The sequence below is a fragment of the Enterococcus sp. 3G6_DIV0642 genome (assembly GCF_002140635.1).
Lineage (GTDB): Bacteria > Bacillota > Bacilli > Lactobacillales > Enterococcaceae > Enterococcus_D > Enterococcus_D casseliflavus.
This window is the reverse complement of the sequence record NZ_NGLH01000001.1, coordinates 2,867,335-2,891,617: the sequence shown is the minus strand read 5'-3', so window position 1 is coordinate 2,891,617 and position 24,283 is coordinate 2,867,335. Positions and strand designations below refer to the sequence as shown.

The 24,283-nt window shown below is 41.6% G+C and carries 26 protein-coding genes; 18 read left to right on the top strand and 8 right to left on the bottom strand.

The window, feature by feature from the left end; translation table 11 throughout:
* The first annotated feature begins 51 nt into the window (after window positions 1-51).
* Genes A5878_RS13935 through A5878_RS17800 form a run of 3 tightly spaced genes read left to right on the top strand, consistent with a single transcriptional unit; the run spans window position 52 to window position 1,839 of the window.
* On the top strand, window positions 52-516 hold the full coding sequence (locus A5878_RS13935) for a hypothetical protein (RefSeq protein ID WP_086295700.1): 465 nt from the start codon (window positions 52-54) through the stop codon (window positions 514-516).
* Between the two features lie 11 nt (window positions 517-527).
* The gene (locus A5878_RS13930) at window positions 528-773 is read left to right on the top strand and encodes a phage holin (protein WP_086295699.1); all 246 of its coding nucleotides are present in this window, start codon (window positions 528-530) and stop codon (window positions 771-773) included.
* Between the two features lie 43 nt (window positions 774-816).
* Complete coding sequence (locus tag A5878_RS17800; protein ID WP_086295698.1) at window positions 817-1,839, top strand: CHAP domain-containing protein; 1,023 nt, start codon at window positions 817-819, stop codon at window positions 1,837-1,839.
* Between the two features lie 646 nt (window positions 1,840-2,485).
* Here A5878_RS17800 and A5878_RS13920 read toward each other — a convergent pair.
* Window positions 2,486-2,743, bottom strand: coding sequence for a hypothetical protein (locus A5878_RS13920; RefSeq protein ID WP_086295697.1), 258 nt, complete (start codon window positions 2,741-2,743; stop codon window positions 2,486-2,488).
* 188 nt (window positions 2,744-2,931) lie between these two features.
* Window positions 2,932-3,222, bottom strand: coding sequence for a DUF5960 family protein (locus A5878_RS13910; RefSeq protein ID WP_086295695.1), 291 nt, complete (start codon window positions 3,220-3,222; stop codon window positions 2,932-2,934).
* Between the two features lie 784 nt (window positions 3,223-4,006).
* On the opposite strand from A5878_RS13910, the gene A5878_RS13900 reads away from it, so the two are divergent.
* Window positions 4,007-4,633, top strand: a complete 627-nt coding sequence (locus A5878_RS13900; protein WP_086295693.1) for a restriction endonuclease — start codon at window positions 4,007-4,009, stop codon at window positions 4,631-4,633.
* Window positions 4,634-4,859: 226 nt separating this feature from the next.
* Entirely contained in the window at window positions 4,860-5,105 is a 246-nt protein-coding gene (locus A5878_RS17550; protein ID WP_016608418.1) for a hypothetical protein, read from the top strand.
* 27 nt (window positions 5,106-5,132) lie between these two features.
* Here A5878_RS17550 and A5878_RS13895 read toward each other — a convergent pair whose 3' ends face one another.
* Window positions 5,133-5,906, bottom strand: coding sequence for a MurR/RpiR family transcriptional regulator (locus tag A5878_RS13895; RefSeq protein WP_060791463.1), 774 nt, complete (start codon window positions 5,904-5,906; stop codon window positions 5,133-5,135).
* A 180-nt stretch (window positions 5,907-6,086) separates the two neighbouring features.
* Here A5878_RS13895 and A5878_RS13890 point away from each other — a divergent pair, with 180 nt between their 5' ends.
* The 4 genes from A5878_RS13890 (at window position 6,087) to A5878_RS13875 (ending at window position 10,721) form a co-directional block, all read left to right on the top strand.
* The gene (locus A5878_RS13890) at window positions 6,087-7,658 is read left to right on the top strand and encodes an alpha-glucoside-specific PTS transporter subunit IIBC (RefSeq protein WP_016612789.1); all 1,572 of its coding nucleotides are present in this window, start codon (window positions 6,087-6,089) and stop codon (window positions 7,656-7,658) included.
* A 28-nt stretch (window positions 7,659-7,686) separates the two neighbouring features.
* Window positions 7,687-9,018: a 6-phospho-alpha-glucosidase gene (locus tag A5878_RS13885; protein WP_010749959.1), complete on the top strand. Its 1,332-nt coding sequence runs from the start codon at window positions 7,687-7,689 to the stop codon at window positions 9,016-9,018.
* A 64-nt stretch (window positions 9,019-9,082) separates the two neighbouring features.
* On the top strand, window positions 9,083-10,249 hold the full coding sequence (locus A5878_RS13880; RefSeq protein ID WP_010749958.1) for an MFS transporter: 1,167 nt from the start codon (window positions 9,083-9,085) through the stop codon (window positions 10,247-10,249).
* A 13-nt stretch (window positions 10,250-10,262) separates the two neighbouring features.
* Entirely contained in the window at window positions 10,263-10,721 is a 459-nt protein-coding gene (locus tag A5878_RS13875; RefSeq protein WP_016608416.1) for a PTS glucose transporter subunit IIA, read from the top strand.
* A gap of 55 nt (window positions 10,722-10,776) precedes the next feature.
* Here the strand turns inward: A5878_RS13875 and A5878_RS13870 are convergent, their stop codons facing one another.
* From A5878_RS13870 to A5878_RS13860, 3 genes are read right to left on the bottom strand one after another with little or no spacing between them, the layout of a single operon-like run.
* Window positions 10,777-11,550 carry an ABC transporter permease gene (locus A5878_RS13870; RefSeq protein WP_086295692.1) on the bottom strand — a complete coding sequence of 258 codons (774 nt, stop codon included), beginning with the start codon at window positions 11,548-11,550 and terminating at the stop codon, window positions 10,777-10,779.
* Window positions 11,551-11,555: 5 nt separating this feature from the next.
* Complete coding sequence (locus A5878_RS13865; protein ID WP_060791461.1) at window positions 11,556-12,359, bottom strand: hypothetical protein; 804 nt, start codon at window positions 12,357-12,359, stop codon at window positions 11,556-11,558.
* Complete coding sequence (locus A5878_RS13860; RefSeq protein WP_060791460.1) at window positions 12,356-13,330, bottom strand: ATP-binding cassette domain-containing protein; 975 nt, start codon at window positions 13,328-13,330, stop codon at window positions 12,356-12,358. Before A5878_RS13860 ends, A5878_RS13865 begins: the two co-directional genes overlap by 4 nt.
* Before the next feature lie 398 nt (window positions 13,331-13,728).
* Here A5878_RS13860 and A5878_RS13855 point away from each other — a divergent pair, with 398 nt between their 5' ends.
* Complete coding sequence (locus A5878_RS13855; RefSeq protein ID WP_060791459.1) at window positions 13,729-14,397, top strand: CPBP family intramembrane glutamic endopeptidase; 669 nt, start codon at window positions 13,729-13,731, stop codon at window positions 14,395-14,397.
* Between the two features lie 47 nt (window positions 14,398-14,444).
* Here the strand turns inward: A5878_RS13855 and A5878_RS13850 are convergent, their stop codons facing one another.
* The gene (locus tag A5878_RS13850; RefSeq protein WP_060791458.1) at window positions 14,445-15,236 is read right to left on the bottom strand and encodes a helix-turn-helix domain-containing protein; all 792 of its coding nucleotides are present in this window, start codon (window positions 15,234-15,236) and stop codon (window positions 14,445-14,447) included.
* A 233-nt stretch (window positions 15,237-15,469) separates the two neighbouring features.
* Between A5878_RS13850 and A5878_RS13845 the strand changes: the two genes are divergently transcribed.
* The 3 genes from A5878_RS13845 to A5878_RS13835 all read left to right on the top strand — a co-directional run bounded on the left by A5878_RS13845 (window position 15,470) and on the right by A5878_RS13835 (window position 18,259).
* Window positions 15,470-16,483: an acyltransferase gene (locus A5878_RS13845; protein ID WP_060791457.1), complete on the top strand. Its 1,014-nt coding sequence runs from the start codon at window positions 15,470-15,472 to the stop codon at window positions 16,481-16,483.
* 177 nt (window positions 16,484-16,660) lie between these two features.
* Window positions 16,661-17,725, top strand: coding sequence for a DUF1002 domain-containing protein (locus A5878_RS13840; protein ID WP_060791456.1), 1,065 nt, complete (start codon window positions 16,661-16,663; stop codon window positions 17,723-17,725).
* 162 nt (window positions 17,726-17,887) lie between these two features.
* On the top strand, window positions 17,888-18,259 hold the full coding sequence (locus A5878_RS13835) for a YccF domain-containing protein (RefSeq protein WP_060791455.1): 372 nt from the start codon (window positions 17,888-17,890) through the stop codon (window positions 18,257-18,259).
* Window positions 18,260-18,515: 256 nt separating this feature from the next.
* On the opposite strand, the gene A5878_RS13830 is transcribed toward A5878_RS13835, so the two are convergent.
* Window positions 18,516-19,367, bottom strand: coding sequence for a MurR/RpiR family transcriptional regulator (locus tag A5878_RS13830; protein WP_005228428.1), 852 nt, complete (start codon window positions 19,365-19,367; stop codon window positions 18,516-18,518).
* A 152-nt stretch (window positions 19,368-19,519) separates the two neighbouring features.
* Between A5878_RS13830 and gnd the strand changes: the two genes are divergently transcribed.
* From gnd to A5878_RS13805, 5 genes are read left to right on the top strand one after another with little or no spacing between them, the layout of a single operon-like run.
* A complete protein-coding gene (gene gnd / locus A5878_RS13825) occupies window positions 19,520-20,419 on the top strand; it encodes a phosphogluconate dehydrogenase (NAD(+)-dependent, decarboxylating) (RefSeq protein WP_060791454.1) in 900 nt (299 codons plus the stop codon).
* An 11-nt stretch (window positions 20,420-20,430) separates the two neighbouring features.
* Window positions 20,431-21,432: a D-isomer specific 2-hydroxyacid dehydrogenase family protein gene (locus A5878_RS13820; RefSeq protein ID WP_086295691.1), complete on the top strand. Its 1,002-nt coding sequence runs from the start codon at window positions 20,431-20,433 to the stop codon at window positions 21,430-21,432.
* A 15-nt stretch (window positions 21,433-21,447) separates the two neighbouring features.
* Window positions 21,448-22,551 (top strand): iron-containing alcohol dehydrogenase family protein, encoded by a 1,104-nt coding sequence (locus A5878_RS13815; RefSeq protein WP_060791452.1) that lies wholly within the window; start codon window positions 21,448-21,450, stop codon window positions 22,549-22,551.
* Between the two features lie 11 nt (window positions 22,552-22,562).
* Complete coding sequence (locus A5878_RS13810; RefSeq protein WP_005228432.1) at window positions 22,563-23,396, top strand: PTS sugar transporter subunit IIC; 834 nt, start codon at window positions 22,563-22,565, stop codon at window positions 23,394-23,396.
* Window positions 23,397-23,415: 19 nt separating this feature from the next.
* Window positions 23,416-24,273, top strand: a complete 858-nt coding sequence (locus A5878_RS13805) for a PTS system mannose/fructose/sorbose family transporter subunit IID (RefSeq protein WP_008380577.1) — start codon at window positions 23,416-23,418, stop codon at window positions 24,271-24,273.
* The last annotated feature ends 10 nt before the right edge of the window (window positions 24,274-24,283 follow it).

The following is a 24,283-nucleotide window of genomic DNA, read 5'->3' as shown; positions in this document are numbered from 1 at the left end:
CTTTTTATTTTAGGAAAGCAGGTGGCATATGTTCAGTTGGGGGAAAACAGAATGAAAGAGTTTTTGGAAATCAATAGTTTTTGGGCAGCAGTATTTGGCAGTGGCTTACTGGCTACCCTTTGGCGAGTAGGTACATGGGTCACTAAGCTAGTTAAAGCTAAAAGGGCTGAGAACGAACTTAGGGAGCAGACAATCACAGCTTTAGAAACGGCAAATAATGACCAAGATAAACGTCTACAAAAAGTAGAAGATTATCAAGCGATGGCAGAAGCCAGAAGTCAGAAAATCGTTAAAGCTGAGAAAGCTTCTTTGCACAATCAAATTTGGAACAAGGCAGATGAGTACATTAAGCGTGGATATATCACTGTTGGTGAGTTGAACAACTTTGATTATCTATTTGAAGCCTATAAGAATCTAGGTGGAAATGGAACTGGCGACACATTACGTGCCAAGGTATCTAATTTAAATGTACGTGATGAAGGTATTCTGCAACAAAAAGAAATTGATGAACATTAGGAGGAAATATCATGAAATTAACAAACAAACAGTATGATCTAGCAAAAAAAGTTTTAACCGTTGGGGTGCCAGGTATCACGGCGTTTATCGTAACTCTAGGTGGTTTATATGGATTTTCAACAGAAATCATTGTTGGGACGATCACAGCTGCTGCAACTTTAGCCGGTGTGTTCTTGAATATAGCAAGTTCTCAATATCAAGATGATCAGAAACCCGATTATGGCGATGGTCAAGAATTCACACAAAAAAAGGAGTAGCCAAAACGGCTGCTCTTTTCTTTTATAGAAAGGATGATAGAGAATGACTGTATCAGCAAATACGATTTTAACCGAAGCAAGAAAATATCTCGGTACTGTAATGGGAACAACTTCCCATAAAAACATCGTCGATAAGTACAATGCAACAAAGCCGCTTCCAGTCGGCTATCAAGTGAAATACACCGATGACTGGTGTGATACGTTTGTCAGCTTTATCGGAATTAAAACTGGCGCAACTGATTTAATTGGTCGTGAGTGTGGGGTACAACGCCATATTGACATCTTTAAATCTAAAGGGATTTGGATTGAAGATGGAAGAATTACACCTAAAGCAGGAGACATTGTCTGCTTTAACTGGGATGATGCGACACAGCCAAACGATGGATGGGCGGATCATATTGGATTTGTTGAATCTGTTTCGAATGGTGTGATCACCACTATTGAAGGCAATTACGGGCGCCAAGTAAAACGGCGTACGATGCCAGTAGAATGGGGTTATATTCGAGGGTATGCTCGCCCGGCTTATGGCACTTCCGCATCATCAGGTGGCGCAGCAGGACAAAAAACGATCGAAACAATCGCAAAAGAAGTGATCAATGGTGCTTGGGGGAATGGTGACGACCGCAAGAAGAAACTAGCGGCTGCCGGTTACTCCTATGATGCAGTACAAGCGAAAGTCACTGAGTTGTTAAAAGGATCTTCAAGCAGCCAAGCATCAACCAATCCATTTGCCAATATCACTGTAAATGATAAGTGGGATACTGATCTAAACAAATATCTGCAAAGATACTACAGCCTGAAAACAGTAGATGGTATTATTTCTGGTCAAATTAAAGGCTCTTGGAATGCAGGAATCATCGGTATCACCTTTGGTACTGGTGGTAGTGATCTAGTGGCAGCTATTCAAAAAGATCTGTGTCTTACAGTCGATAGAAACATGGGGCCAGGGACTATTGGAAGTATGCAAAGCAAAGCAGGTACTACTAAGGATAAGGAAATCACGAATCCGTCTGCATTAGCCAAGAAGATCAAGCAAAATCTTAAATCAAAAGGAAAACCATGGTAAATAAATAGCCCGCTTCTGCGGGCTTGTACATAGATCTTATTCATTTTACTTGCAGTAATTTAGTTTATGCTATAAATTAGTAGATGCGTGCAATACTTTACGAAGAGTATTTGGCGGTAATGCTTGGGGAAGTGTGCCAATACTCTTCGATTATTATATTTTATCATTATTTTTATTTAATAGATATTATTGATTAGAAAATCGTCATAAATTTATTGAATTTAATTAATAAAAGGTGTAACGTAGTTTCATACCCACAAAGTTTATTTTTTCATTTACACTTCTTTGCTAAATCCACTCTAGGCAGAATAGGGTGGATTTTTTGTTGAAATAAAAACTATGTTCTTGTAGAATGGAATCATAGCCTTGACCGGGGCTATTTCATTTTATATCTTTTTTCAGGCCCACTCTCCTTGAGGGTGGGTTATTTTGAGCAGAAGGTTTGAACAATTTGTAAATAGTTAATATAATTAAATTACCTTATAAAAAAACTTTTTCATCTAATTGTGCCACTCCTCCCCGGGAGTGGTTATTTTTTTGCAAAAAAATAGCACAGCATATTTTCATATGCCGTGCAAGTGGAACTATGTTCCGTCATCATAATAATCATCATATAGTAATTTGCTGAATAGGAAAAGTAAAACGCTTATCGAACATTGATATTTTCAAATTCAATCATGATCTTCGTCTTACCAATCACCGAATACTTCTTCACAACAAACTGCTTACGATCATTATACTCACCAGCAACGACAATCTGCATTCCCTCATCTACATCTGCCAAAAAGTTCAAACTATGCGCAGCAATTAAACAGTTAACTCCATCAAGCGAGAACCGCACCAAAGGGGTTTTGCTCATCTTCAACACACGTATCTTCGAAACTACACCTTTCATCGATTTCATAACAATCGCCTCCATAGCGTTGTACATAATAGCGATAATTTGTTTGGCCTAAAGTGACAGCGACATAAAACTCGACACATTTTGTGCCGTATAAAGCTTCCTGAGATTCAGAAATAGAGTCAGGGAAATCATTTATAAACTCAGAAAGAGATACGTACCTTTGCTCATATTGAGTAATAATATTCATATTAGTTGCCGCCCGGTTTGTACTTGATGTCAGGATCGTACTTTCGGAGAATTTTTTCTTGGGTCCTCACGTGATCAAATAGATAGTTGTCGCCGTCTTTTTTAAATACAAAAGCCAGTTCTTCCGAATAACCACTGTAGCTTGAGGGAACGGTAAAGTAGGGTTTTCCGAAATTATCCATGGTCCTAACGAATTGATCATATAATAGATGAGCTGGGCCCATTCTTCCGATAAATTCGTAGTAGTAGCGTTCAAAAGCATATGTCCGTTGGTGCGCAAGTGGTATTTGCATATCAATCACTCCTTGCAAGAATTATACGAACAAACGTTCGTTTTGTAAAGCGAACAGAAAAAATTATTAAAGTAAAAAAAGCCTAACACAGGCTTTGAAAACTATGTATGTTGTTTCGTTTCATGCTGGCGGATTGACTACCCCTTGACTACCCCGAAAAGAAATCAAGAGAAATTATAGAGTATATGACAATACTAAAAAAACTGAATTTAAGCTAATTGAGAAATACTAGACCTTATTAGTAAATTCAAAGATATGAAATACGGTCTCAAAGACACAAACGCTGCAGAATAAGACAAATAACTGCAAATGTTGTTTCGGCAACATTTCTGAGGTTTCCCTTTTACGAGGGAAACCTTTTTTTATTTTTATAGGTAATAGACACTCAACTGCTAAAGCGAAAGAAACCATTCAGAATCTGTTACAAGTAAAGTAAGAGGACTCAATAGATCAGTAAGACAAGAATGTGGAAATTAGCACTATAACGAATCCTATCTAAAAATTTTCTTAAATGAAGCAGTGATCAAGAGTGATTTGATTTAACCTTCGATTGTTATTGAATATTCAAGCTTCAATTGACTTTTAGCTTAAATAAAATTATCATTAAATTAATAATATCCCTATATAAGTTTCTTATTTTGACTTATTTCACCGGATTCAAACGATTTTTTGAGAAAAGTAGATTTTTCCTCTCTTAGAACCAGTTTTATTCTACATAATCAAAGACCACTTACTAGCTAAGCTTTAACTAATCACATCCAAAACAATCAAGAAAGGAAGAGGCATGTTTTCATTTAAGAAAAAGAAGGAAGTTATTAATTTACCAGAACTAAGCAACTTTAATGAACGTACATACCCGAAAAAATTGAAAAAGATTGTGGCTCAATTAGAAACCTGTAAATCTGAGGATTTGAATTATATTGCTGAATGTATTTTACAAAAGATGGGATATACCGTCCAAAACATCGATGGTTACAAAGATGGTGGTATTGATGTGTATGCTTTTTCTAATAATAAAAAGGCAATAGCGGTCCAATGTAAAGCTTGGAATCCGCAAAAGACAACGGAGCGGATCAGTAAGCCACTCGTTGCCGCATTTAAAGGGATTTTTCCAGACAAAGGGTTTCCCAATGGGCTTTTCATCACTACACATTTTTTTACAGATCAAGCATTAGAAATAGCCGGTGATAATCTACTGTTGGTTGACAGAAAAAAGCTGATTGAGCTGCTTGCGCATTTTTATCCAGAAATGATCAGTGAGTTATTTTATTATAAAACCTTGACTGAATTAGAAGAATGCAAGAGTTGTAAAAATGGGAAGAAGTTGAAACTTTATAATAAGAAGAAACGCAACTATTACTATATCTGTGAAACACGTGGAGAGTATAGCTCGTTTAATTATTCATCATGAAAAAAAACAAGAGAAAAGCGTAATGAATGAACGGATATCCGTTATTCATTACGCTTTTTTCGCGACTTATGTCACAGTCATTTTTTTCTCAAATTAATTTTAACAAATGTGTCCTATACGTCGGGTGTAATGACTAAAACAGCCTCGTTTGTTTCGGTAGGTTCGTAGCCAGCTTCCCGTGTTTTTGACGACTTAAAGTGTATTTGAATAGAAGAAAACGTAAGAAATGGCAATCAAGCAAACCAACAATAAACCAGAGAGTGACAGAAAAAGCAGCATGATTCGTTTCTTCTTCAATCCAAGTACAAGTATCACTACATTCAATAGAAAGAAAACAAGTAAAATCGCTAAATATTCCATAACTGGTCCTCTTTTACGTTTTTATTTATCTTACCAGAGATTGGCTGCTTTTCCTAGCAGAAATTGGCTGAAAATGGCTTATTCAAGCGTCTTTCAAAATACTGTAAGTTAAATGAATTAAGGAAAACCAAGAGAACTTTTATGGCTCTGAGACGCTTGCGGCTTGTTTTTGCCAAGCATCATATTTTAACAATAAGTACTCGATCACAAAGAAAAGTGTGGCGGTCGTTTGAAAGGGAGCGATCGCATTTTCGGTTGACTGGATCTCTGGATTTAAAAAGAAAATCGTTTCAGAACAGAGTTTAGAAACCGTTGAGTTTCTCAGCTTCGTGATCCCGATCGTGTTGATATTGCGCTGTTTCAGTTGCTTTGCTAGTTTGACAACGGTGGGTGACTCACCGTTTAAAGTAATCAAAATCACTAAATCATCTGGCTCGATGATGCGATAAAATTGTTCATTGACTGAGATCGCACCAAAATCGTAGACAAGTAGTCCATTAGGCAAAAATAAGAGTTTCATATAATTGGAAACAAGGTTTTGAATGTCCCCTGAACCATAGACAAAGATTCGTTTGGCATGAGCCATCATCTTGCACAATGCTGTAAAATCTTTCTTTTTTAAATTTTCAATCGTTTGAATATGATTGTCTAGAATTTCGCCTTCAATCTCAGAGAGTAGGGCATTTTCTTGTTGTACCTCGTTCTTTAAATGGTATTTGAATTCTGAAAAGCCATCAAAGCCGATTTTTTGACAAAAGCGCATAATCGTCGTCCTAGAAACGATGCACTCCTTGGCTAAATCATTGATGGACATTGCCAAGCAGTGCTTTTTGTGAGTGGTGATGTAGGACCAGATCAAAAAGTCATTCTCGGTTAATCTTGACTGGTAGGTAGTGATACGGTCTTGCAGCATAGGCTATCTCCTCATTTTATCTCTCCATTGATTCTGTGTGACAATTCACATTTTATGTGAAAAAAACCTTTCAAATGTGAGAAACTTTTAAACAACGGAAAAGGGTTTCATAGCATCATTTTAATAGTAAAATGAGAATCAGTAAAGCGCTTAACTAAAAAACGTGAAGGACGAAAAACTATGATGAAAAAAATTCAAAGGTTCGGCGGAGCGATGCTGGCACCGGTCATGCTGTTTTCCTTTTTTGGGATCGTTATCGGCTTTTCTCTGCTATTTTCGAATCAGACGATTATGGGGGATATCGCAGCACCAGATACCCTCTGGTTCAAATTTTGGAATGTGATCGCAGCAGGAGGCTGGACGCCCTTCTTCCAATTACCGCTTTTATTTGTAGTAGGGCTGCCGATCAGTCTAGCTAAAAAATACGCCGCTCGCGCTACGATGGAGGCACTCGTTACTTATATCGCTTTTAATTATTTTGTAAATGCAATTTTAACTTTGTGGCCAGAATCATTTGCGGTAGATTTAGCTCAAGGGGCAACTGCTGGTTCTGGGTTGACCTCGATTGCAGGAATCATCACCTTAGATACCGGCATGATGGGCGGCTTGCTGATTTCGGGAATCGTTGTCTATCTCCACAATCGCTTCTATGAAAAAGAATTGCCAGAAATGCTATCGAATTTCAGCGGCTCAGTTTTTGTAACCATGATTTCCTTTTTTGCCATGGTTCCTTTGGCAGTACTCATGTGTTTTGTCTGGCCAGTTATCCAAGAGGGAATGAGAAGCATGCAAGGCTTTTTCATTGAATCAGGAAACTTCGGTGTCTTTATTTATCAGTTCTTGCAAAAAATACTGATTCCAACAGGCTTGCATCACTTTGTTTATGCACCGTTCGCCTATGACAGTGCGGTTGTCGAAGGGGGAATGGCCGTTTATTGGGCCTCCCACATTGGCGAGTTCCAAACTACTGCATTTTCGCTGAAAGAACTCTATCCGTTTGGCGGTTTCTCACTATCAGGAATGTCGAAAGTCTTTGGAACGGCAGGTCTGAGTTTAGCGATGATCCAAGCGGCTCGGCCTGATAAAAAGAAAAAAGTGATCGCATTGATTGCACCGGCAGCATTGACGGCTATTTTGACCGGAATCACTGAACCAATCGAGTTTACTTTCTTGTTTGTTGCACCAGCATTATGGTTCGTTCATGCTTTACTGGATGCTTCGATCGCCACAATCTCCTATGCTTTCGGGGTTGTCGGGGACTTTGGCGGCGGATTGATCAACTGGTTAGGTCTAAATTGGCTGCCCTTGTGGAAATTTCACAGTTCAACTTATATTACCCAAATCATTATCGGGCTGATTTTTACCGCTATCTGGTATTTTGTGTTCTCCTTTATGATCAAGAAGTTCAACTTAAAAACGCCTGGACGTGAGGATGATACTGCAGCAATGCAGTTGTATACAAAAGCAGATTATGACAACAAAAAGCAAGATGAAAAATTACCAAAACATGTGCGGCAAGCACAGGCCTATATGCACTTGGTAGGTGGGAAAGACAATGTCATTGATGTAACGAATTGTGCGACACGGCTGCGTTTGACTGTTAAGGATGCCGACAAAGTTGCAGATAGTACGCAGTTTCAAGAAGCAGGTGCCTCAGGATTGGTCAACCCTGGAAATGGCGGCATTCAAATCATTGTAGGATTAACGGTACCAACGGTTAGAGAATCATTCGAAGAACTAATGGCCGAATAAAACAGAATCACAAGGAGGAACAAGTACCATGAGTAAGAAAAAAAGTTCAATTTTAATTGCAGGTGGCGGAAGTACCTATACACCATCGCTAGTTATGATGTTATTAGAAAGTCAAGAGCGCTTTCCAGTTAGAAAAATCAAATTTTATGACAACGATGAAAAGCGACAAGAAACCGTAGCAAAAGCTTGTGCGATCATTATTGCTGAGCGAGCGCCAGAAGTACAGTTCGAATATTCAACCGATCCAAAGGAAGCTTTTACGGATGTCGATATCGTAATGGCACAGCTTCGTGTCGGCAAATATGCTATGCGGGAACAAGATGAGAAAATTCCTTTCAGGCATAATGTTGTCGGACAAGAGACATGCGGACCTGGTGGTTTAGCTTATGGCCTGCGCTCGATTGGACCGATCTTAGAACTAGTCGACTACATGGAAAAATACTCGCCAGATGCCTGGCTTTTGAACTATTCCAACCCAGCAGCAGTCGTTGCCGAAGCGACCAGAAGATTCCGACCAAATTCAAGAATCATCAATATTTGTGATATGCCAGTTTGTTTGGAAGATATCATGGCGCGAGTGATTGGGTTGAAGGATCGGAAAGAATTTGAGACGAGCTATTTTGGCTTGAATCATTTTGGCTGGTGGACCAGCATCAAAGACCATGACGGCAATGACTTGATGCCTCAAATCAGTGCGCATGTTCAAAAGTACGGCTACACCGAACAAACACAAAAAGGCCAGCATAAAGAAAGCAGTTGGTTGGAAACGATGTGGGCGGCTAAAGATCTGCACGAAATTGAACCAGAATTTTTATCGAATACCTATCTGAAATATTATTTGATGGCTGATGAAACGGTGGCTCATGCGGACAAAGAGTATACCCGTGCCAATGAGATCATTGACGGACGAGAGAAGTATGTGTTTGATGAATGCCGACGAATCGTTGCAAACAACACAGCAGTTGATACAACATTTGCCTCAAACGAACATGCGTCCTTTATTACAGACCTTGCTTGCGCACTAACCTTTAATACGAAAGAACGCATGATTCTTATTGTTGAAAACAACGGCGCAATTGCCAACTTTGCCCATGATGCAATGGTGGAACTGCCTTGTCTAGTTGGAAAAGATGGCTACGAAGTCTTGTCGATCGGTGATATTCCAACATTCCAAAAGGGATTGATGGAGCAGCAGATCGCATCTGAAAAATTGGCAGTTGATGCTTGGGAACAAGAGTCTTACCAAAAATTGTGGCAATCCTTCACTATGAACAAAACTGTACCAAGTGCGAAAGTCGCCAAAGAAATATTAGATGAAATGATTGTGGCGAACGAACCATATTGGCCAGAACTAAAATAGGTCCAGCAGGTAAAAGGAAAGGGATCGGCTGTAGGAATTTCCTTCAGCCGATCATAAACAAAGAATGGAAATCAAACACAAATTTCAAGTAATCTATTTTGTTCAATATGCAACGATGGCGATTTTGATGACACAAATCGTTCCTTTTTTAACTGAGCAAGGCTATGATGCGCTTGAAAGAGGCTGGTTTTTAGCCTCCTACAGCATCACGACAATTCTTTTTCAGTTAGTGATCGGCTATTATTCGGACAAGAGCAAACGATTAAAACGTATTTCGATGCTTCTGATGATCTTTCTGGTTTTCTTCTCCATTAGTTTTTATTGGTTAGGAAAAGACCACTGGCTGATCCATCTTCTGGTATTGGCTATTGCGGGTGGATTAGCCAATACAACAGCAACGGTGCTCGATAACTGGGTATTATCTGAGTCCAGTACTTCAAAAAGAATTGCTTCAATCAAAGCAAACGGCTCTTTAGGGTGGAGTATGATGAGTGTCTGCGTGCCATTCTTTTTATTTTCCAATAATTATCGCTGGTTTAGTTTGCCGCTGCTCCTCTTTTTGCTTATCAATTATACATTTTCACGAACGATCCCAGAGAAAAATGCCTTACCGCAAAAGCAAGGAACAGCAACAAACAGCGGTGTCTCGCTGGCAGACATTCTTCTGTTATGCAAAGACCGACGCTTTTTGGTTTATACGGGACTGTTCTTTCTCTTGTACTTGACGATCGTTGCGAACAATACGGTCGTTATCGACAAGCTGATTACAATGGAAAGAGGCAGTGAATTTGTTGGTCTGAAATGGTCGATCCAATCCTTTTGTGAAATTCCAGCGTACCTTTTGCTGAATCGCATGATTGCTAAATGGAAAAATGAGCGCTTGATTTTGATTGCAGGTATATTTTTAACCTTACAATTTTTTGTCTATTGGCTTGCTAGTAGCCCATTCTTACTTTTGGCAGCCAGTTTTCTGCAGTTTTTCACTGTACCGGCATTTACTATCGGCAGTCGAATGATTATCAGTGCTATTACACCGCCAGCTGTTTTTTCTTCTGGACAATTGATATCGATCAGTGTGTACATTGGTGCGGCATCGTTTCTTTCGCCATTAGCTGGCGGCTTTCTTTCTCAGGTGCTGTCCCTCGATACTGCCATCTTTATCTTTGGTTTATTGCCCTTCGTAGCTTTTCTTATCTATTCTAGCTGTCAGAGAACACTGTCGGCAATCTAAGGAGGAATTACGGATGCTTTTTAAAAGAAAAATAGAAATTTGTGCACCGGCAACAGGCCGACTGCTACCGATCGAAGAAGTACCAGATGAGGTATTTTCGTCTAAAATGATGGGAAATGGATTTGCCGTTTCTCATCATCACGGAAAAATCTATGCACCAGCAGCCGGGACGGTTCGAACGATTTTTCCAACACAGCATGCCTTAGCCGTTGAGTTGGTGGATGGCCGTTCCCTTTTGATCCATATGGGAATTGAAACAGTGGCGTTAGCAGGGGAGCCCTTCACGATCGCGGTCCAAGAAAACCAGTCAGTCACGACAGGTGAGCTGCTGGCAGAAATGGATGTAGCAGCAGTTGAGGAAATGGGCAAAGAGACCATGGTGATCGTTGTCTTCATGGAGGAACAAGGCGGGAAGTGCCTGCGAACTGACGGCGATATTCAGCAAGGAGAGGCTGTTTTTCACTTGAAATAACCGAATAAAAAAGGAGCGCATTCTCTTAGTTTCAAAGAGAGGCGCTCCTTTTTATTTACGAACCCGTAGAAATATAGTTCTTCAAACCTACTCGCCAAAAGAAGAAGGCGGGAAAGGCAAAGAGTAGACAAACCAAGGGTGATAAGATCCACCAAGGATTAGTTACGCGACCAATGACATACAGAAACGGATAATACTGAAACCAAGCCATCGGCACGACGTAGGTCAATAAACGCAAGACGTGTTTTCCGTAGATACTGAAGGGGTAGCGGCCGAACTCGCGGGCACCATCGGTAAAAATATTCATAAATTCAAGTCCTTGGATCGTAAAGAAGGAAATGGCGGCATACACTAAGAACAATAGGGCGAAAAAGAGGGCGCCGCAGACGATCATTAGAAAAAGAGTCAGGACATTTCCAAAATGCCAAGCAATTCCACTATTGGGAATCGCATAAGCAAACAACAGCAAGGCTTGAATAAAACGGCCGAGACGCGAGAATTCCATTTTGGAAGCTAAGACTTGAAAAATCAAGGAGCGAGGGCGCACGAGTGCTCGATCGAACTCGCCATTACTGATCATTTGCGGAAAAAGATCGAACCCGCGAAAGAAGCATTCCGCAATCGAAAAGGCAAACAAAACCGTCGCAAAGGAAAGCAGGACTTCCTCAAAGGTGAAGCCATTCACTTGATGAAAACGGGTAAACATAAACCAAATGCCTAAAAAAGCAGTAAAGGAACCTAAAAATTGTCCCAAAGCGGTTAACACAAAGGAAACTTTATACTGCATCTGACTTTTGAGATGAATACAAAAATAATGCCAATAAACCATATTCCTTAACCTCCTTGCACAACGACGCGTTTGAGCGCCTGCTGCAGCCAAATTTTTCCGATCACGATCAAAAGTACGAGCCAAAACGCTTGTAAGAGCAATGCGGAAACAAGCGCAAAGCCAGTCAGATCCCCGTTGTAAATTCGCAGCGGGACGTTTTGCATGGAAGCAAAAGGCAATAGTTCCACGAATTGGCGAAAAGGCTGCGGAAAGAAAGGCAGAGGAATGACCCCGCCAGCTAAAAATTCACCGATGGAGCTGATGACGATCCGCACCCCGATGGAGGATAATGTATAAAAAGTTGAGATGTAGACCAGCTGCGACATAGCGATCACTACACCTAAACTCAGCGCCATAGACAAGAGAAACAAGAACAAGGCAACGATGTTTGCTGGCAGAATTAAACGATAAGGTGCTGGCAGTAAAAAGGCAATCACAAAAATCGGTCCGCAACGCAAGACGGCTTTTGCTAAGCGATTGGCAGCCGATTGGCAAAACCAGCGATTGTATAGATTCATCGGCCGCACAAGTTCATAGGCGATCGACCCTGTGGTGATGGTATTGAAAATTTCTGCCTCAAAGAACCACAACATAAATAAGGATAAGAAGGCTTGCTGGAGCCAAACATAGGAGACGGTTTGTTGAAAGGTCATGGGAAAGGCACTAGGATCTGCTTGGTAAAAGGCGTGGAATGCCAGAATTTCCATCAAGCCCCAAGCTAGTTGCGTAGCCATCCCGGCAATCGCCGCCGAGCGGTATTGCAAGGTATTGATAAAGCGGATGCGGAAAAATGCCTGATACTTCCTCATATTTGATACTCCTGATACAGCTTAGCGACCATTTCTTCGGCGGTGATACTGGCAACGGCCAAATCAGTGATCTCGACTTGATTGCTGAGCAGACTGAGCAGCTGAGCGACCGACACTTCTTTGGGATCAAGCTTCAGAACAAGGCGACCGACGTCTTTTTGAAGCAGCTGGACGTTTTCTGGCAGATGGGGCTCATTCCCTTGATAGTCGACCTCCAGCGTTTTGACATCAGAAAAACGGTGCTTTAGTTCATCGAGGCGACCATCTAGCAAAATTTGCCCTTTGCCGATCAACAGAATTCGTTGTGTCAGCGCCTCTATATCTTGCATATCGTGGGTCGTCAGGATGACTGTGGTACCTTTTTCTTGGTTTCTTTTTTTGATGAACTGACGCACGGCGATTTTTGATACAGCATCTAAACCGATGGTGGGTTCATCAAGAAATAAGATTTTGGGGTCATGGAGTAAGGAGGCTGCGATCTCACAGCGCATACGCTGACCGAGACTCAAGGAACGAGCAGGGGTTTTTAAGATCTCACCTAAATCTAGTAAGGTGACTAATTCTTCTAGGTTGCGTTGATAACTAGCAGCGTCGACTTTGTAGATATCACGAATCAAATCAAAGCTGTCATTGACGGGGACATCCCACCAGAGTTGACTGCGCTGCCCGAAGACGACGCCGATGTCTTTGACATGTTGGATACGTTCTTGCCAAGGCGTACGACCATTGATGTGACAAACGCCTTGATCAGGGGTCAAAATCCCGCACATGATTTTGATGGTGGTACTTTTTCCAGCACCATTAGGGCCGATGTAGCCAACCATTTCGCCTTCATTGATGGTAAAGCTGATGTCTTGCAACGCATGGACGGTGGTGGTTTCACGAGAAAGAAAGGCTTTGGCTGCTTGGCGAAAGCCGCTTTTTCGCTTGGATACTTGGAAGGTCTTGCTGAGGTGTTCTACTTGGATCATTTGGATTCACTCACTTTCTTTTGACAAACGCGACAAAAAGAGCATTCGAAATCGAATACTCGCAACGAGTTGGTCCAAACGAACATGGTTGGGGCAGCGGTTCGTCAGCCAAACAAAAGTAGGAACAGTGTAGCATAAGAGAGCGTTTTTTTCAAACATTACTTATATTTTTTTTGAAAAGAATGGGAATGAAAAAGCGAGGTTTATTCGATAAAATGAGCAAAATAACTATTTTTATTTTTTATTAGTTGTAAATAATGAGGAAACTAAGTATCATTATAAGCAGCCGATAGTGGCTAAGCATTTTCTGGAAACATGGGGAACCAAATGATGGGCTGTGTCATGATCTGTCGTAACCCGATCCTGAAAAATGCAATGAGCAAACAATGGAGGAGAGCATGAAAGCAGTAAAGAATGTCTTTATTTTGATTGGCTTATTCTTACTTAGTCAAGTAGGGATGACCGCATTTAGCGTGGTAAAAATCTATTATTTGGAAGCAGGAGAACCGACGATTCCTGCGATGATCAGCTATGGGTTGATTGCCTTGCTTTTGGCAAACATTGGTCTACTGATGTTTTTGGCTAAAAAGTTAGGACTTGCCACCTTTGACTTTGGCTGGTCAACGAAGAAAAATTGGCTATGGATCGTCGGAGGGTTTGTTTTAGGTCGAGTCGTTGCAGTTGGCGGAACGCTCTATCTGCAGCATATATCCGATCAAGAGGCGACCGCCAATGATGCATTGTTAGGGGAACTGTTTACAGGCGAAAATCCGCTTTTGATCTTTTTATTGATCGCTGTTGCTGCGCCAATTATGGAAGAGATCGTTTTTCGTGGTGGGTTTATTGGCCTTTTATTCGAGAAATACCCAATAGTCGGGATCATTTCAAGTGTAGCGGTTTTTAGTATCATCCATTCCGTCACCAATCTGGTCGAGTTTTTGATTTATGGTGCTATGGGATTGATCATGGCGTTGATTTATGTTAAAACTAAGCGTCTAGAAACAGCCATCGCCATGCATTTTCTCAACAACGCCTTGGCGGCGATCGCAATGATCTTGCTAGGATAAGAAAGTCAGCAAAAACCACCAAATCAAAACGATTCGGTGGTTTTTGTTTACTCTGGCAGCTGTCCTTGTTCAAAGGGCAATTGCGCCAGTTCTTCTGCAGTAAAGAGGAGGTCGCCTTCGTCTTCGATAGAAAATGCGACACCAGCTGCAGATTTTTGATAGACGCGCGCTTTATTCATATTACGAAGATAAAGATCCTTGCCTGCATTTAATTCTGGTGCAGCTAAATTGTCTTCGCGATTGCTGCGAATGACGATTTTGCTTGTTTGCGCGCCAAAATGAAAACCGCGATGACCCAAAGCCGTTAATTGGCTGGCATTTTCGCTGCTGTATTCTTTATAACCCGACAGACGATCCGTTTTTACCAGCGGCCGATCGATCGTATAAGTGATCAAGTATTCCGTATCTTCAGGCAGTTGAATCACTTGTCCGGTTGCCTCATTCGTTATCTCAGTGGCAGGCAAGCGATACTTTTTTATAGAAGTGATCGTTAGGTCTTCTTTTGTAAAAAAGACTGGATCGATCCAAAATGCTGCCAACAAAATCGTACTTAAGCTAATACTGAGAATAGTCAAAAGGGCGATCAATACGAGGCCAATTCGTTTGCGGTGGGTGGTCAAATTAAGTTCTTGGACCATCTGCTGATCTTCTTTTAATAAATAGTCCAAGGTCAATTCAAAATAGTTGCTCAGTTTGACTACTTGGTCTAGATCAGGATAGCTCTTGCCGTTTTCCCATTTTGAAATCAGTTGCCGAGTGACAAAAAATTCCTGTGCCAATTGTTCTTGTGTGAGATTTCGTTTGGTGCGTTCTTCTTTGATAATTTTCCCAATATCCATGTGTCTGTTTTGCCTCCATCATTCTTCTTATATTATAGCAAACTCTTTTCTATGCGAACGAGGATCTATGAAATTAGCGATGCAACAAAGGGTAACATCCTTTATTTATCAATGTTTCTACTTGTTGCGCTGCCTTTCTATCTTGGAAGCTTTCCGTGCTGGTCACAAAAAGAAAGGACCAGTAGAGTGAAGTATGTTTGAGCAAATTTGACGGAGAAAGGAGAAACGATCGAATGAAGACAAAACAACCTATGGTTCCAATTGGCTACATCCAATTCATCGCTTCCTTATTGGTGATTCTCGTTCATTGTGGCCGACTGGCAGAAAACAGTGGCCTTCATTTCCTATTAAAGAGTCTCCTATGTCGTTTGGCGGTTCCTTTTTTTCTGCTGCTGAATGGCTATTTTTTTCAAAAGAGTACCCGTTCATGGCAGCAATGGTGCAAACGACAACTCAAGCTTTATTTGCGTTGGTCGATCGTGTATCTTCCCTTAGGCTGGTTTTATTTAGGGCAGCAAAATCTTGCTGATTCATTACGGGTCATCGGTTTGGCTACTGGCTTTTTTACAGTAGGGGTCTGGTACCATCTTTGGTATTTTCCAGCGTTGCTCTTTGGCATGTGGTTAGTACGAAAAACTCGCTTTCTTGGCTATCGGCGGCAGTTTTTACTGGCGATCAGTTTGTATGTGATTGGCTGTCTTGAAACGTACAGCAGTTATTTAAGTGGACCTTTATTGGTATGCTATCAAAGCTATCGGACACTATTTTTTACAACGAGAAACGGACTCTTTTATGGGTTTTTATTTTTACTGTGTGGGGTTTGTTTAAGAGAACACCAAAAACACCCTTTTTTTACGAAGCATCTTGGTAGAAAACTCGCGGTCTCTCTTTGCTTATTAGGCATTGAAGGTCGACTGGTGTATCTCAATCAGGGGGACGATAAGAATTTCATGCTGTTTTTTGTGCCGACGACTCTTTTTTTCCTTGCTTGGCTGATCAAGCAGCAACCCCCAAAGCGGACTTGGCAAGCAAAACAAGCAGCTGAGGCTAGTCGATTGATCTTTCTGAGTCACCCGCTGTTTCTAGAAACCGGGAAGGTCTTTTTTTCACTCGCAGGGTTTCCGTTGTTCTTTTATACGATAGCTTTAACGGGAGCCTTTCTTGGTTTGAGGAAAGTGGGCAGCCGTTTGAAATCCTATACTGTTGGTTTTGCTAAAAAAACAGTTGATGAAAAGAAAAGCGTCTAAAGTATTGCTGTACCAAGGATAATACCAAATTACGCCTTTTTTAAATAGCACCAGAGTTCTAAGTTTTTCTTCATTTCAGACCCTAGACGTAGGCTTTGCAAGAAAACCTATAGTACAATAACAGCAGTAAGAGGGAAAAATCCCTGAAAAAGAGATCAACACTTGGAGGATATAGTGATGAAAAAACAGACTCGAAAACCAGCGATGATTTTAGCGACTCTCTTGGTATCTAGCCAAGTTTTATTAGCAGCACCACAAGTTTTTGCTGACGAAACCAATTCAACGACCAGCAGTTCCACTGCAACAAGCAGTTCTACCGCAACGACAGCCACTACCGACAGTCAAACAAATACCTCTGACAGCAGTTCAGATCGTTTGCAAGTCAATGCCGTGGCGATCGGAAATGCCTTGACGAAAGCACAAGAAGACTACACACTTGAACGCCTGGGCATTCAAGGCGAAACACCGATTTATACGACAAACGGTACTGACTTGATGAAATACATTCCCGATGGTGGCTTTACCGCAGATTGGGCGGTCTATAGCTCGGTCAGAATGCAGACGCTAGAAAGCGGAGCAGGAATCACTGTCGATATCGCGACACCAGATAACATTACCCGCATCACCGCAGCCCAATATCAAAATGCAGCGCTGACGGCAGGGATCACTGATGCGAAGCTAACGGTCGCTTCTGCTGTACCGATCGACGGTTCCGGTGCTTTAGCTGGGGTATACAAAATCGTTGAAGAATCAGGCGGCGTCATCAATCAGAATCGAGTAGCTGTAGCTCAAGATGAGATGGATGTGCTTTCGACGATCACCGAAGAGAACAAAGACAAAGAAGGCTATTCCGATGAAGCATTGAATGCAGCACAAGAACAAGCGAAAACCGATTTGGCTGCTCAAACCGCAGATGGTACGGAATTAACCCAAGCAGATATTCAAGAGACAGTAGAAAAAGCCTTGAAGGACAATGGACTGGAAGGAATCGTTACGGAAAATCAAATTTCTGAATTGACCTCTTTAATGAGCGACATGCGAGACAACAATATCTTCGATGACTTCATCAAAGAATTGGATCTATCAGAAGCCCGCAAGCAAATCGAAGAAACCTCTAAGGGACTTTGGGAAAATATCAAGAGCTTCTTTAGCGGCATCTGGTCTTCGATCACCGGTGTCTTCGGAAATGACTCAAATGAGTCCAACAATAGCAGCGAATCAACCGTTGATTCTGGGCAATAAGCATTTTACAAAATAACACATTTCGCTTGTATTAAGAAAAAAGAGAAGCGCGCAGGGGAAGGAGCATCAGACGATAGCGCATGTCTGAGTGCTAACGATGTCCTCTGCTTTCTTTGCTAAAACAGGAGCAGTCTTTATTAAAAAAAGAAGGAGGGCAATCAGATGAATTTTTTAGGCAACGTGATTTGGTTTGTCTTTGGCGGCTTGATCGGTGCGATCTCATGGTTTTTGGCTGGGTGTTTATGGTGTATCACCATCATCGGCATTCCCATTGGTTTGCAATGTTTTAAGTTTGCGACGTTGTCACTCGCACCATTTGGGAAAGACATCGCTTACCGTGGCGGTGGCGTGTCCGTGATTCTAAATATTTTATGGTTGATTTTTTCTGGTATACCACTGGCTTTAGGACATTTAGCTAGCGCAGTCATTCTAGCCATCACGATCATCGGCATTCCATTTGCGGCGCAATCATTGAAGATGGCGCGCTTAGCGTTGATGCCCTTTGGAGCAGAGATTGTGTCTAGTCGTTATTGATTTACCTAAAAAAAGATAGTCTTAAAAAACCACATTACAGAGCGGATAGCTTTGTGATGTGGTTTTTTTGCGAACATTAGCAAGAGTAAGGGACAAGATTTTTGGCAGGCTCAGCGCATTTGAGATTCAGAACTGAAAAAGTTGATAAGAAACCAACGAAGAGTACAGAAAAAACGCACAAGTTTTTTTGCATATCAACTGTGATTCACAAAAGAATTAGCGAAACGCAGAAAAATGTAAGTTTTTTCTTCCCTTCTCAGGGTTCTTTGATTTTTGAAATGGAGCGTCGAATTTTGGCAATCGATTGTTGCGCTTTGTCTCGATTAATAAACATTAAGATGACATAGAGGGAATCCATGATGCTCAGTTGAGCGATTCTGGATGCCAATGCCTCTGAGCGAAACTCAGTTTCTTCGGAAATAGAGATGAAAACCACGTCGCCGAGTTTGGCTAAAGGGGAAGCAGCATGGCTAGTAATGACGATAATTTTGGCCCCATTGTTTTTGGCAACTTGAGCTAGTTCAATGGTTTCTCTTGATTTTCCAGTATGAGAGATAAAAATGCCGCAATCATCTGGCGTCAACAATGAAGCCTCCATCAGTTGGATGTGATAATCACTGCTGTGAAAAACAGTGATCGGCGAGCGCAAAAATTTGTGATAGGCATCGGTTGCCACGATCTCTGAACCACCAACGCCGAAGAAAAAAAGTCGTTTAGATTGATTGATCATTGCAGCAGCAAGCTTTAAATCTTCTTCTTTCAAAAGATTTTTGGTATCAGTCAATGTGGTCATATTGGAATCAAATACTTTTTGAGCCATAGTCAATTCATTATCAGACTTCTGGATATTTTCATGGATCGAAATGGCAGAAAAATCATTTTCCTGCATCAGCATTGCCATTTTGAAGTCTTTAAATCCGTTGTAACCGAGTTTTTTTGTGAATTGAAAAAAGGTCGAATCAGCGATGCCTAATTCATTGGATAAATCACTGATTGAACTGTGGCTGACTTTACTAGGATTTTCCAAAATGTAGTCGGCAATCGCTTGTTCTTTGAGACTTAAGTCTTTATAAAGCGTTTTTATTTGCAGGCGAATCGAAACAGTCAAAGACGGTTACCTCCTTTATATGAACATTATTATCTTTGTATTGTTACGTTACCTCTTTTAAAGAAAAAAAGCAAATAAAAATTATTTTTATTTTTTATGTTTACAAAAAAATATTTTTTTGTATAATGAAAGTATGAAATGGAGGCGCTGTCATGGAGATAGGAATTATCGGACTTGGAAAAATGGGATTGAACTTGGCCCTCAATTTAAAAGATCAAGGTTATCAAGTAAAAGGGCTGGATCTTTCGATACATGCGCAGAAAACAGCGCAAGAAGCTGGAATTACACTCTACCAAACGCTAGCTGATTTGACGAATTCTTTTAGCGGCCGACGGGTTTTATGGTTGATGCTTCCTGCGGGAACTGTGACTGAGGGGATTCTTGAAGAACTATGGCCCCTTGTATCAGCGAAAGACATCGTGATTGAAGGCGGAAATTCTAATTACAAAGATTCGATTCGCCGAGCAGCCTGGTTTAAAGAAAAAGAGGTGCATTACTTTGATTGTGGGACTTCTGGTGGGGTTTCCGGAGCTAGAAAAGATGCATGTTTGATGATTGGCGGGAATGAAGTCGCTTTTTCAGAGGTGGAATCTTTGTTTGCAGATGTGGCTGTTTTAGGAGGCTACCTTTATGCAGGGGAATCAGGAAGCGGTCATTTTCTAAAGATGGTCCATAACGGTATCGAATACGGAATGATGCAAGCCATCGGTGAAGGCTTTCAATTGATTGAACAAAGTGCCTATGACTTTGATTTGGCTTCCGTCGCAGAGGTATGGAATCATGGATCGGTTATTCGCAGCTGGCTGATGGAAATCGCAGCGGCCCAATTTAATGAGAGCCCTAAGTTGGAGGAATATCGCGGGGTTGTTGCAGCTTCTGGTGAAGCTAGGTGGACAGTGGAAACGGCTTTGGAGATGAATGTTGCTGTACCGACGATCGCTATGAGTTTGTTTATGAGAAATTTGTCCCAAGAAGAAGACAGTTTCTCAGCAAAAGTCGTCTCTGCGCTAAGGAATGGTTTTGGTGGTCACGAGATTGTTGCAAAAGAGTAAGGAGGAAGAACATGGAACAGTTTAAGATCGCTATAGTGAATTCCAGCAGCTTTGGAAAAATCTTTCCGCAACATATCGAGCGGTTGAAAGCAATCGGAACTGTCAGTCATTTCACGTTCGATAGCGAAATCAATGGGAAAGAATTGGCAGAAAAGCTTAAGGGATACAACATCATTATAGCAAGTGTTACCCCATTTTTTACCAAAGAGTTTTTTGAGTACAAAGATGAATTGCTACTGATCACACGCCACGGGATCGGCTATAACAATATTGATTTAGAAGCAGCGAAGGACCACCAAACGATTGTTTCGATCATTCCAGCTTTGGTCGAGCGAGATGCAGTAGCAGAAAATAATGTGACCAATCTATTGGCGCTTCTGCGCTGTACAGTTGAATCGAATACAAAGGTCCGCGAAGATCAATGGGAAAAACGAGCGGACTTTGTCGGACGCGCATTATTTAACAAGACGGTAGGGGTGATCGGTGTCGGCAATACTGGAAGTTGTGTAGTAGAAATATTGAGAAATGGTTTCCGCTGCGAGGTTTTGGCATACGATCCATATAAGTCCGCTTTGCATATTCAAAGCTATGGCGGAAAAAAAGTCGAGCTAGACGAGCTGCTAGCAAAATCAGATATTATTTGTCTATGTGCTAACTTGACGGAGGAAAATTATCATATGATTTCCTTTGAAGAAATTTCAAAAATGAAAGATCAAGTATATCTCTCCAATAGTGCCCGTGGCGCGCTTTTGAATGAAGAGGCAATTGTAAGCGGATTAAAAAATGGGAAAATCGCTGGTCTTGCCACCGATGTCTTAGAGGAAGAGCCTGGTCATAAAGATCATCCGTATTTAGCTTTTGAAAATGTAGTTATGACACCGCATACATCGGCTTATACTATGGAATGCTTAGAAGAGATGGGAAACAAATGTGTAACGGATATTGAACGAATCGTTAAGGGGCTGCTGCCAGACCGTGCTGTTCAAGCGGAAAGTCGGTTTTTGGCTGTATAAAGGAGAGTGAAACTCGTGCTAACGGATTTAAAAGTAAAGGTTGGACCGCAAGTTTATCGTTACCATGAAGGCGCGATCGACTATGTGCCGGAAGTATTAAAAGAGTACAAAGTAAAACGACTGCTGCTCGTACATGGAACGGTTTCATGGGAAAAAGCGAAACCAAAATTACTCTTTTTAGAAGATGCGTATTTGGAAATTTTTTATCATCGCTACACGGGAGAATGCAGCTATTATGGCGCTGGGCTGATTGCTGATCTTGTTGAAGAACTGGCGATCGATTTTATTCTGGGGGTTGGCGGCGGGAAGTTAGCCGACTTAGTGGGATATGCAGCACATGTAGTCAATCGACCCTTTGGACTGATCCCAACATTGGCCAGTAATTGTGCACCATGGACACCCTTGTCTGTCATGTATAAAGAGTCGGGAGAATCTGAAGGAAAGTCGGAACACTATTTAAGACAGGCTGCTTTTTTGATTACCGATCCGACTTTAGTGATCGATGCACCAGTCTCCTACTTCATCGCCGGTTTAGCAGATACGTTGGCAAAGTGGATTGAATCGGAAGCAATCTTAGCCCAACCACATTTGAAAAATGAGCCCTTCTTGCAAATGGCAGGCTATACAGCAAAATTATGCGAAACAGCTATTTTGACACAATCGAAACAAGCGATTGAAGATATGAAGCGGCAGGAAGTGACAGACGCCTTTTGTCACTTGTCGGAGATCGTTATTGCAGTTGCTGGAATGGTAGGCGGGCTAGGCGATAAATATGCCCGCAATGCAGCAGCGCATGCGATGCATGATGCCATCAGTAAATATCTGCCTGAAAGTCATCGTTTTCTTCACGGGGAAAAGGTTGCCTATGGGATGTTTTATCAATTAGCCCTTGAAGAAAAATGGACGGTCATCGATCAGTTGATCCCCTTTTATCAAGAATTGCACTTACCAATGAGTTTACATCAAATGGGTATTTTTCCTGAAGATGCACAAGTCATCGATCAGTTGGTGCAGTTCATAGATTCGAAAGAAAAAGTACACTTGATTCCAGTCTTAATCACCAAAGAACGCTTGAAAGAAGCTGTTCTTGATTTAGAAAACTATTTGAAAGAAGTTTAGGAGGAGGAAAAATGGATACATTAAGTGTTACACAAAGTTTACTGATTGCGCTATGGGTTGCAGCAGTCATGTCTCGTTGGCTCGGCGGAGGCGCCACACTGACTTTACGTTTTTCACCATTGATGACGGGATTAGTTGTCGGACTGGTGATGGGAAATGTGGCTCAAGCCATGATCGTTACTGCCGCTTTACAAATGATTTACATGGGGGTATTTTCTCCTGGCGGATCCATGCCGGCGGAACCTTCGATTGCTGCGGCGATTGCCGTACCGGTAGCTTTGCTAGGAAATCTGCAACCAGAAGCAGCGATTGCTGTTGCCGTTCCTGTTGGGTTGCTAGGGAGTTATTTGTATCAGTTCCGTTTCTTTATCAATACCTTCTTAGGAAAGTATACGGATAAAGCAGTAGAAGATCTTAATGCCAAGGCAATGACGCGTTCAATTATTTTATACCCAACGCTGGCTTCATTTATTTTATTTGTTCCGCTGGTATTTATTGCACTTTATTTAGGCGCTCCACTGATTGCTGATGTCATCAATGCTCTTGAGGGGACAGTCGTTATTCATATTTTAGAAGTAGTCGGAGGAGGATTGGCAGCGATCGGGATTGCAACTACCGTCTATGTGATCGGTCGAAAAGATTATATGGTCTTTTTCTTCTTGGCCTATTTCATGAGTGTAGTTTTCAGTTCGCTGGAAATTACCATGGTCACCTATGCGATTTTTGGCATTTTGATCGCGTTGATTTTTGTTCAGTCACAAAAAGGAAAATTGGTCCCAGCCCCAGAAACGAATACAGCATCACCATCCTTTGATGATGACGATGACTATGATGACGGGTTCTAATCGATAAGGAGGAGCAGTAATGACCGAAATAATTCAAAAAGCGCAAGGCGCACCAGAAGAAATCACGAAGAAAGATGTCACAAAAGCATACCTAAGATGGCATTTCGCCAATGAGATCCCGCATTCATTTGAACGGTATTTATCACCCTCGCTTTTATACGCCATGATGCCGATTTTGCGCAAACTTTACAAAGACGATGAGGCACTGAAAGCTGCCTACAAACGCCAACTGCTGTTTTTCAATACCCAGCTGAGTTGGGGGGGCGGAGTCATCACTGGGCTGATGTCGTCAATGGAACAACAGCGGGCCGAGGAAGAGCATGAGAAAAAAGAGATTTTGATGCAAGATGATCTAATGTACAACACGAAAGCTGGTTTGATGGGTGCTTTAGCAGGAATCGGGGATGCCATCGACTCAGGAACCGTTCAATATATCTTTATTGCGATTGCTGTTCCTTGGGCACAGCAAGGAAGTCCACTAGGTGCGTTGTTCCCATTCATTTGCTTTGCACTGTATCAAGTTTCTCTAGGAATGTTTTTCGCCCGTCAAGCATTTTCGATGGGGCGCAATGCAACTGGTTTGATGCAGAGTACAGGCGTCCAAACCGCCATTGAAACACTGTCGGTTCTCGGTTTGTTTATGATGGGGGTTCTGGCTGGAAACTATGTCAAAGTCAGTTCTTCGCTGCAGTTTGATATCTCTGGACGAGAATTTATTATCCAAGATATCCTTGATCAGATTGTACCAGGGATCTTGCCGTTAGCAGTTGTAATGGGCGTCTACTGGTTCTATACAAAGAAAGGATTAAAAGTCACGCAAGCATTACTATGGCTGACCTTGATTCTGATTATTTTAGCCGGTGTCGGTATTTTATAAGAAAAGGAAG

Coding starts and splice junctions, on each gene's coding strand:
- A5878_RS13935 (WP_086295700.1), top strand. CDS start 52: ATGAAAGAGTTTTTGGAAATCAATAGTTTTTGGGCAGCAGTATTTGGC.
- A5878_RS13930 (WP_086295699.1), top strand. CDS start 528: ATGAAATTAACAAACAAACAGTATGATCTAGCAAAAAAAGTTTTAACC.
- A5878_RS17800 (WP_086295698.1), top strand. CDS start 817: ATGACTGTATCAGCAAATACGATTTTAACCGAAGCAAGAAAATATCTC.
- A5878_RS13920 (WP_086295697.1), bottom strand. CDS start 2,743: ATGAAATCGATGAAAGGTGTAGTTTCGAAGATACGTGTGTTGAAGATG.
- A5878_RS13910 (WP_086295695.1), bottom strand. CDS start 3,222: ATGCAAATACCACTTGCGCACCAACGGACATATGCTTTTGAACGCTAC.
- A5878_RS13900 (WP_086295693.1), top strand. CDS start 4,007: ATGTTTTCATTTAAGAAAAAGAAGGAAGTTATTAATTTACCAGAACTA.
- A5878_RS17550 (WP_016608418.1), top strand. CDS start 4,860: ATGGCAATCAAGCAAACCAACAATAAACCAGAGAGTGACAGAAAAAGC.
- A5878_RS13895 (WP_060791463.1), bottom strand. CDS start 5,906: ATGCTGCAAGACCGTATCACTACCTACCAGTCAAGATTAACCGAGAAT.
- A5878_RS13890 (WP_016612789.1), top strand. CDS start 6,087: ATGATGAAAAAAATTCAAAGGTTCGGCGGAGCGATGCTGGCACCGGTC.
- A5878_RS13885 (WP_010749959.1), top strand. CDS start 7,687: ATGAGTAAGAAAAAAAGTTCAATTTTAATTGCAGGTGGCGGAAGTACC.
- A5878_RS13880 (WP_010749958.1), top strand. CDS start 9,083: ATGGAAATCAAACACAAATTTCAAGTAATCTATTTTGTTCAATATGCA.
- A5878_RS13875 (WP_016608416.1), top strand. CDS start 10,263: ATGCTTTTTAAAAGAAAAATAGAAATTTGTGCACCGGCAACAGGCCGA.
- A5878_RS13870 (WP_086295692.1), bottom strand. CDS start 11,550: ATGGTTTATTGGCATTATTTTTGTATTCATCTCAAAAGTCAGATGCAG.
- A5878_RS13865 (WP_060791461.1), bottom strand. CDS start 12,359: ATGAGGAAGTATCAGGCATTTTTCCGCATCCGCTTTATCAATACCTTG.
- A5878_RS13860 (WP_060791460.1), bottom strand. CDS start 13,330: ATGATCCAAGTAGAACACCTCAGCAAGACCTTCCAAGTATCCAAGCGA.
- A5878_RS13855 (WP_060791459.1), top strand. CDS start 13,729: ATGAAAGCAGTAAAGAATGTCTTTATTTTGATTGGCTTATTCTTACTT.
- A5878_RS13850 (WP_060791458.1), bottom strand. CDS start 15,236: ATGGATATTGGGAAAATTATCAAAGAAGAACGCACCAAACGAAATCTC.
- A5878_RS13845 (WP_060791457.1), top strand. CDS start 15,470: ATGAAGACAAAACAACCTATGGTTCCAATTGGCTACATCCAATTCATC.
- A5878_RS13840 (WP_060791456.1), top strand. CDS start 16,661: ATGAAAAAACAGACTCGAAAACCAGCGATGATTTTAGCGACTCTCTTG.
- A5878_RS13835 (WP_060791455.1), top strand. CDS start 17,888: ATGAATTTTTTAGGCAACGTGATTTGGTTTGTCTTTGGCGGCTTGATC.
- gnd (WP_060791454.1), top strand. CDS start 19,520: ATGGAGATAGGAATTATCGGACTTGGAAAAATGGGATTGAACTTGGCC.
- A5878_RS13820 (WP_086295691.1), top strand. CDS start 20,431: ATGGAACAGTTTAAGATCGCTATAGTGAATTCCAGCAGCTTTGGAAAA.
- A5878_RS13810 (WP_005228432.1), top strand. CDS start 22,563: ATGGATACATTAAGTGTTACACAAAGTTTACTGATTGCGCTATGGGTT.
- A5878_RS13805 (WP_008380577.1), top strand. CDS start 23,416: ATGACCGAAATAATTCAAAAAGCGCAAGGCGCACCAGAAGAAATCACG.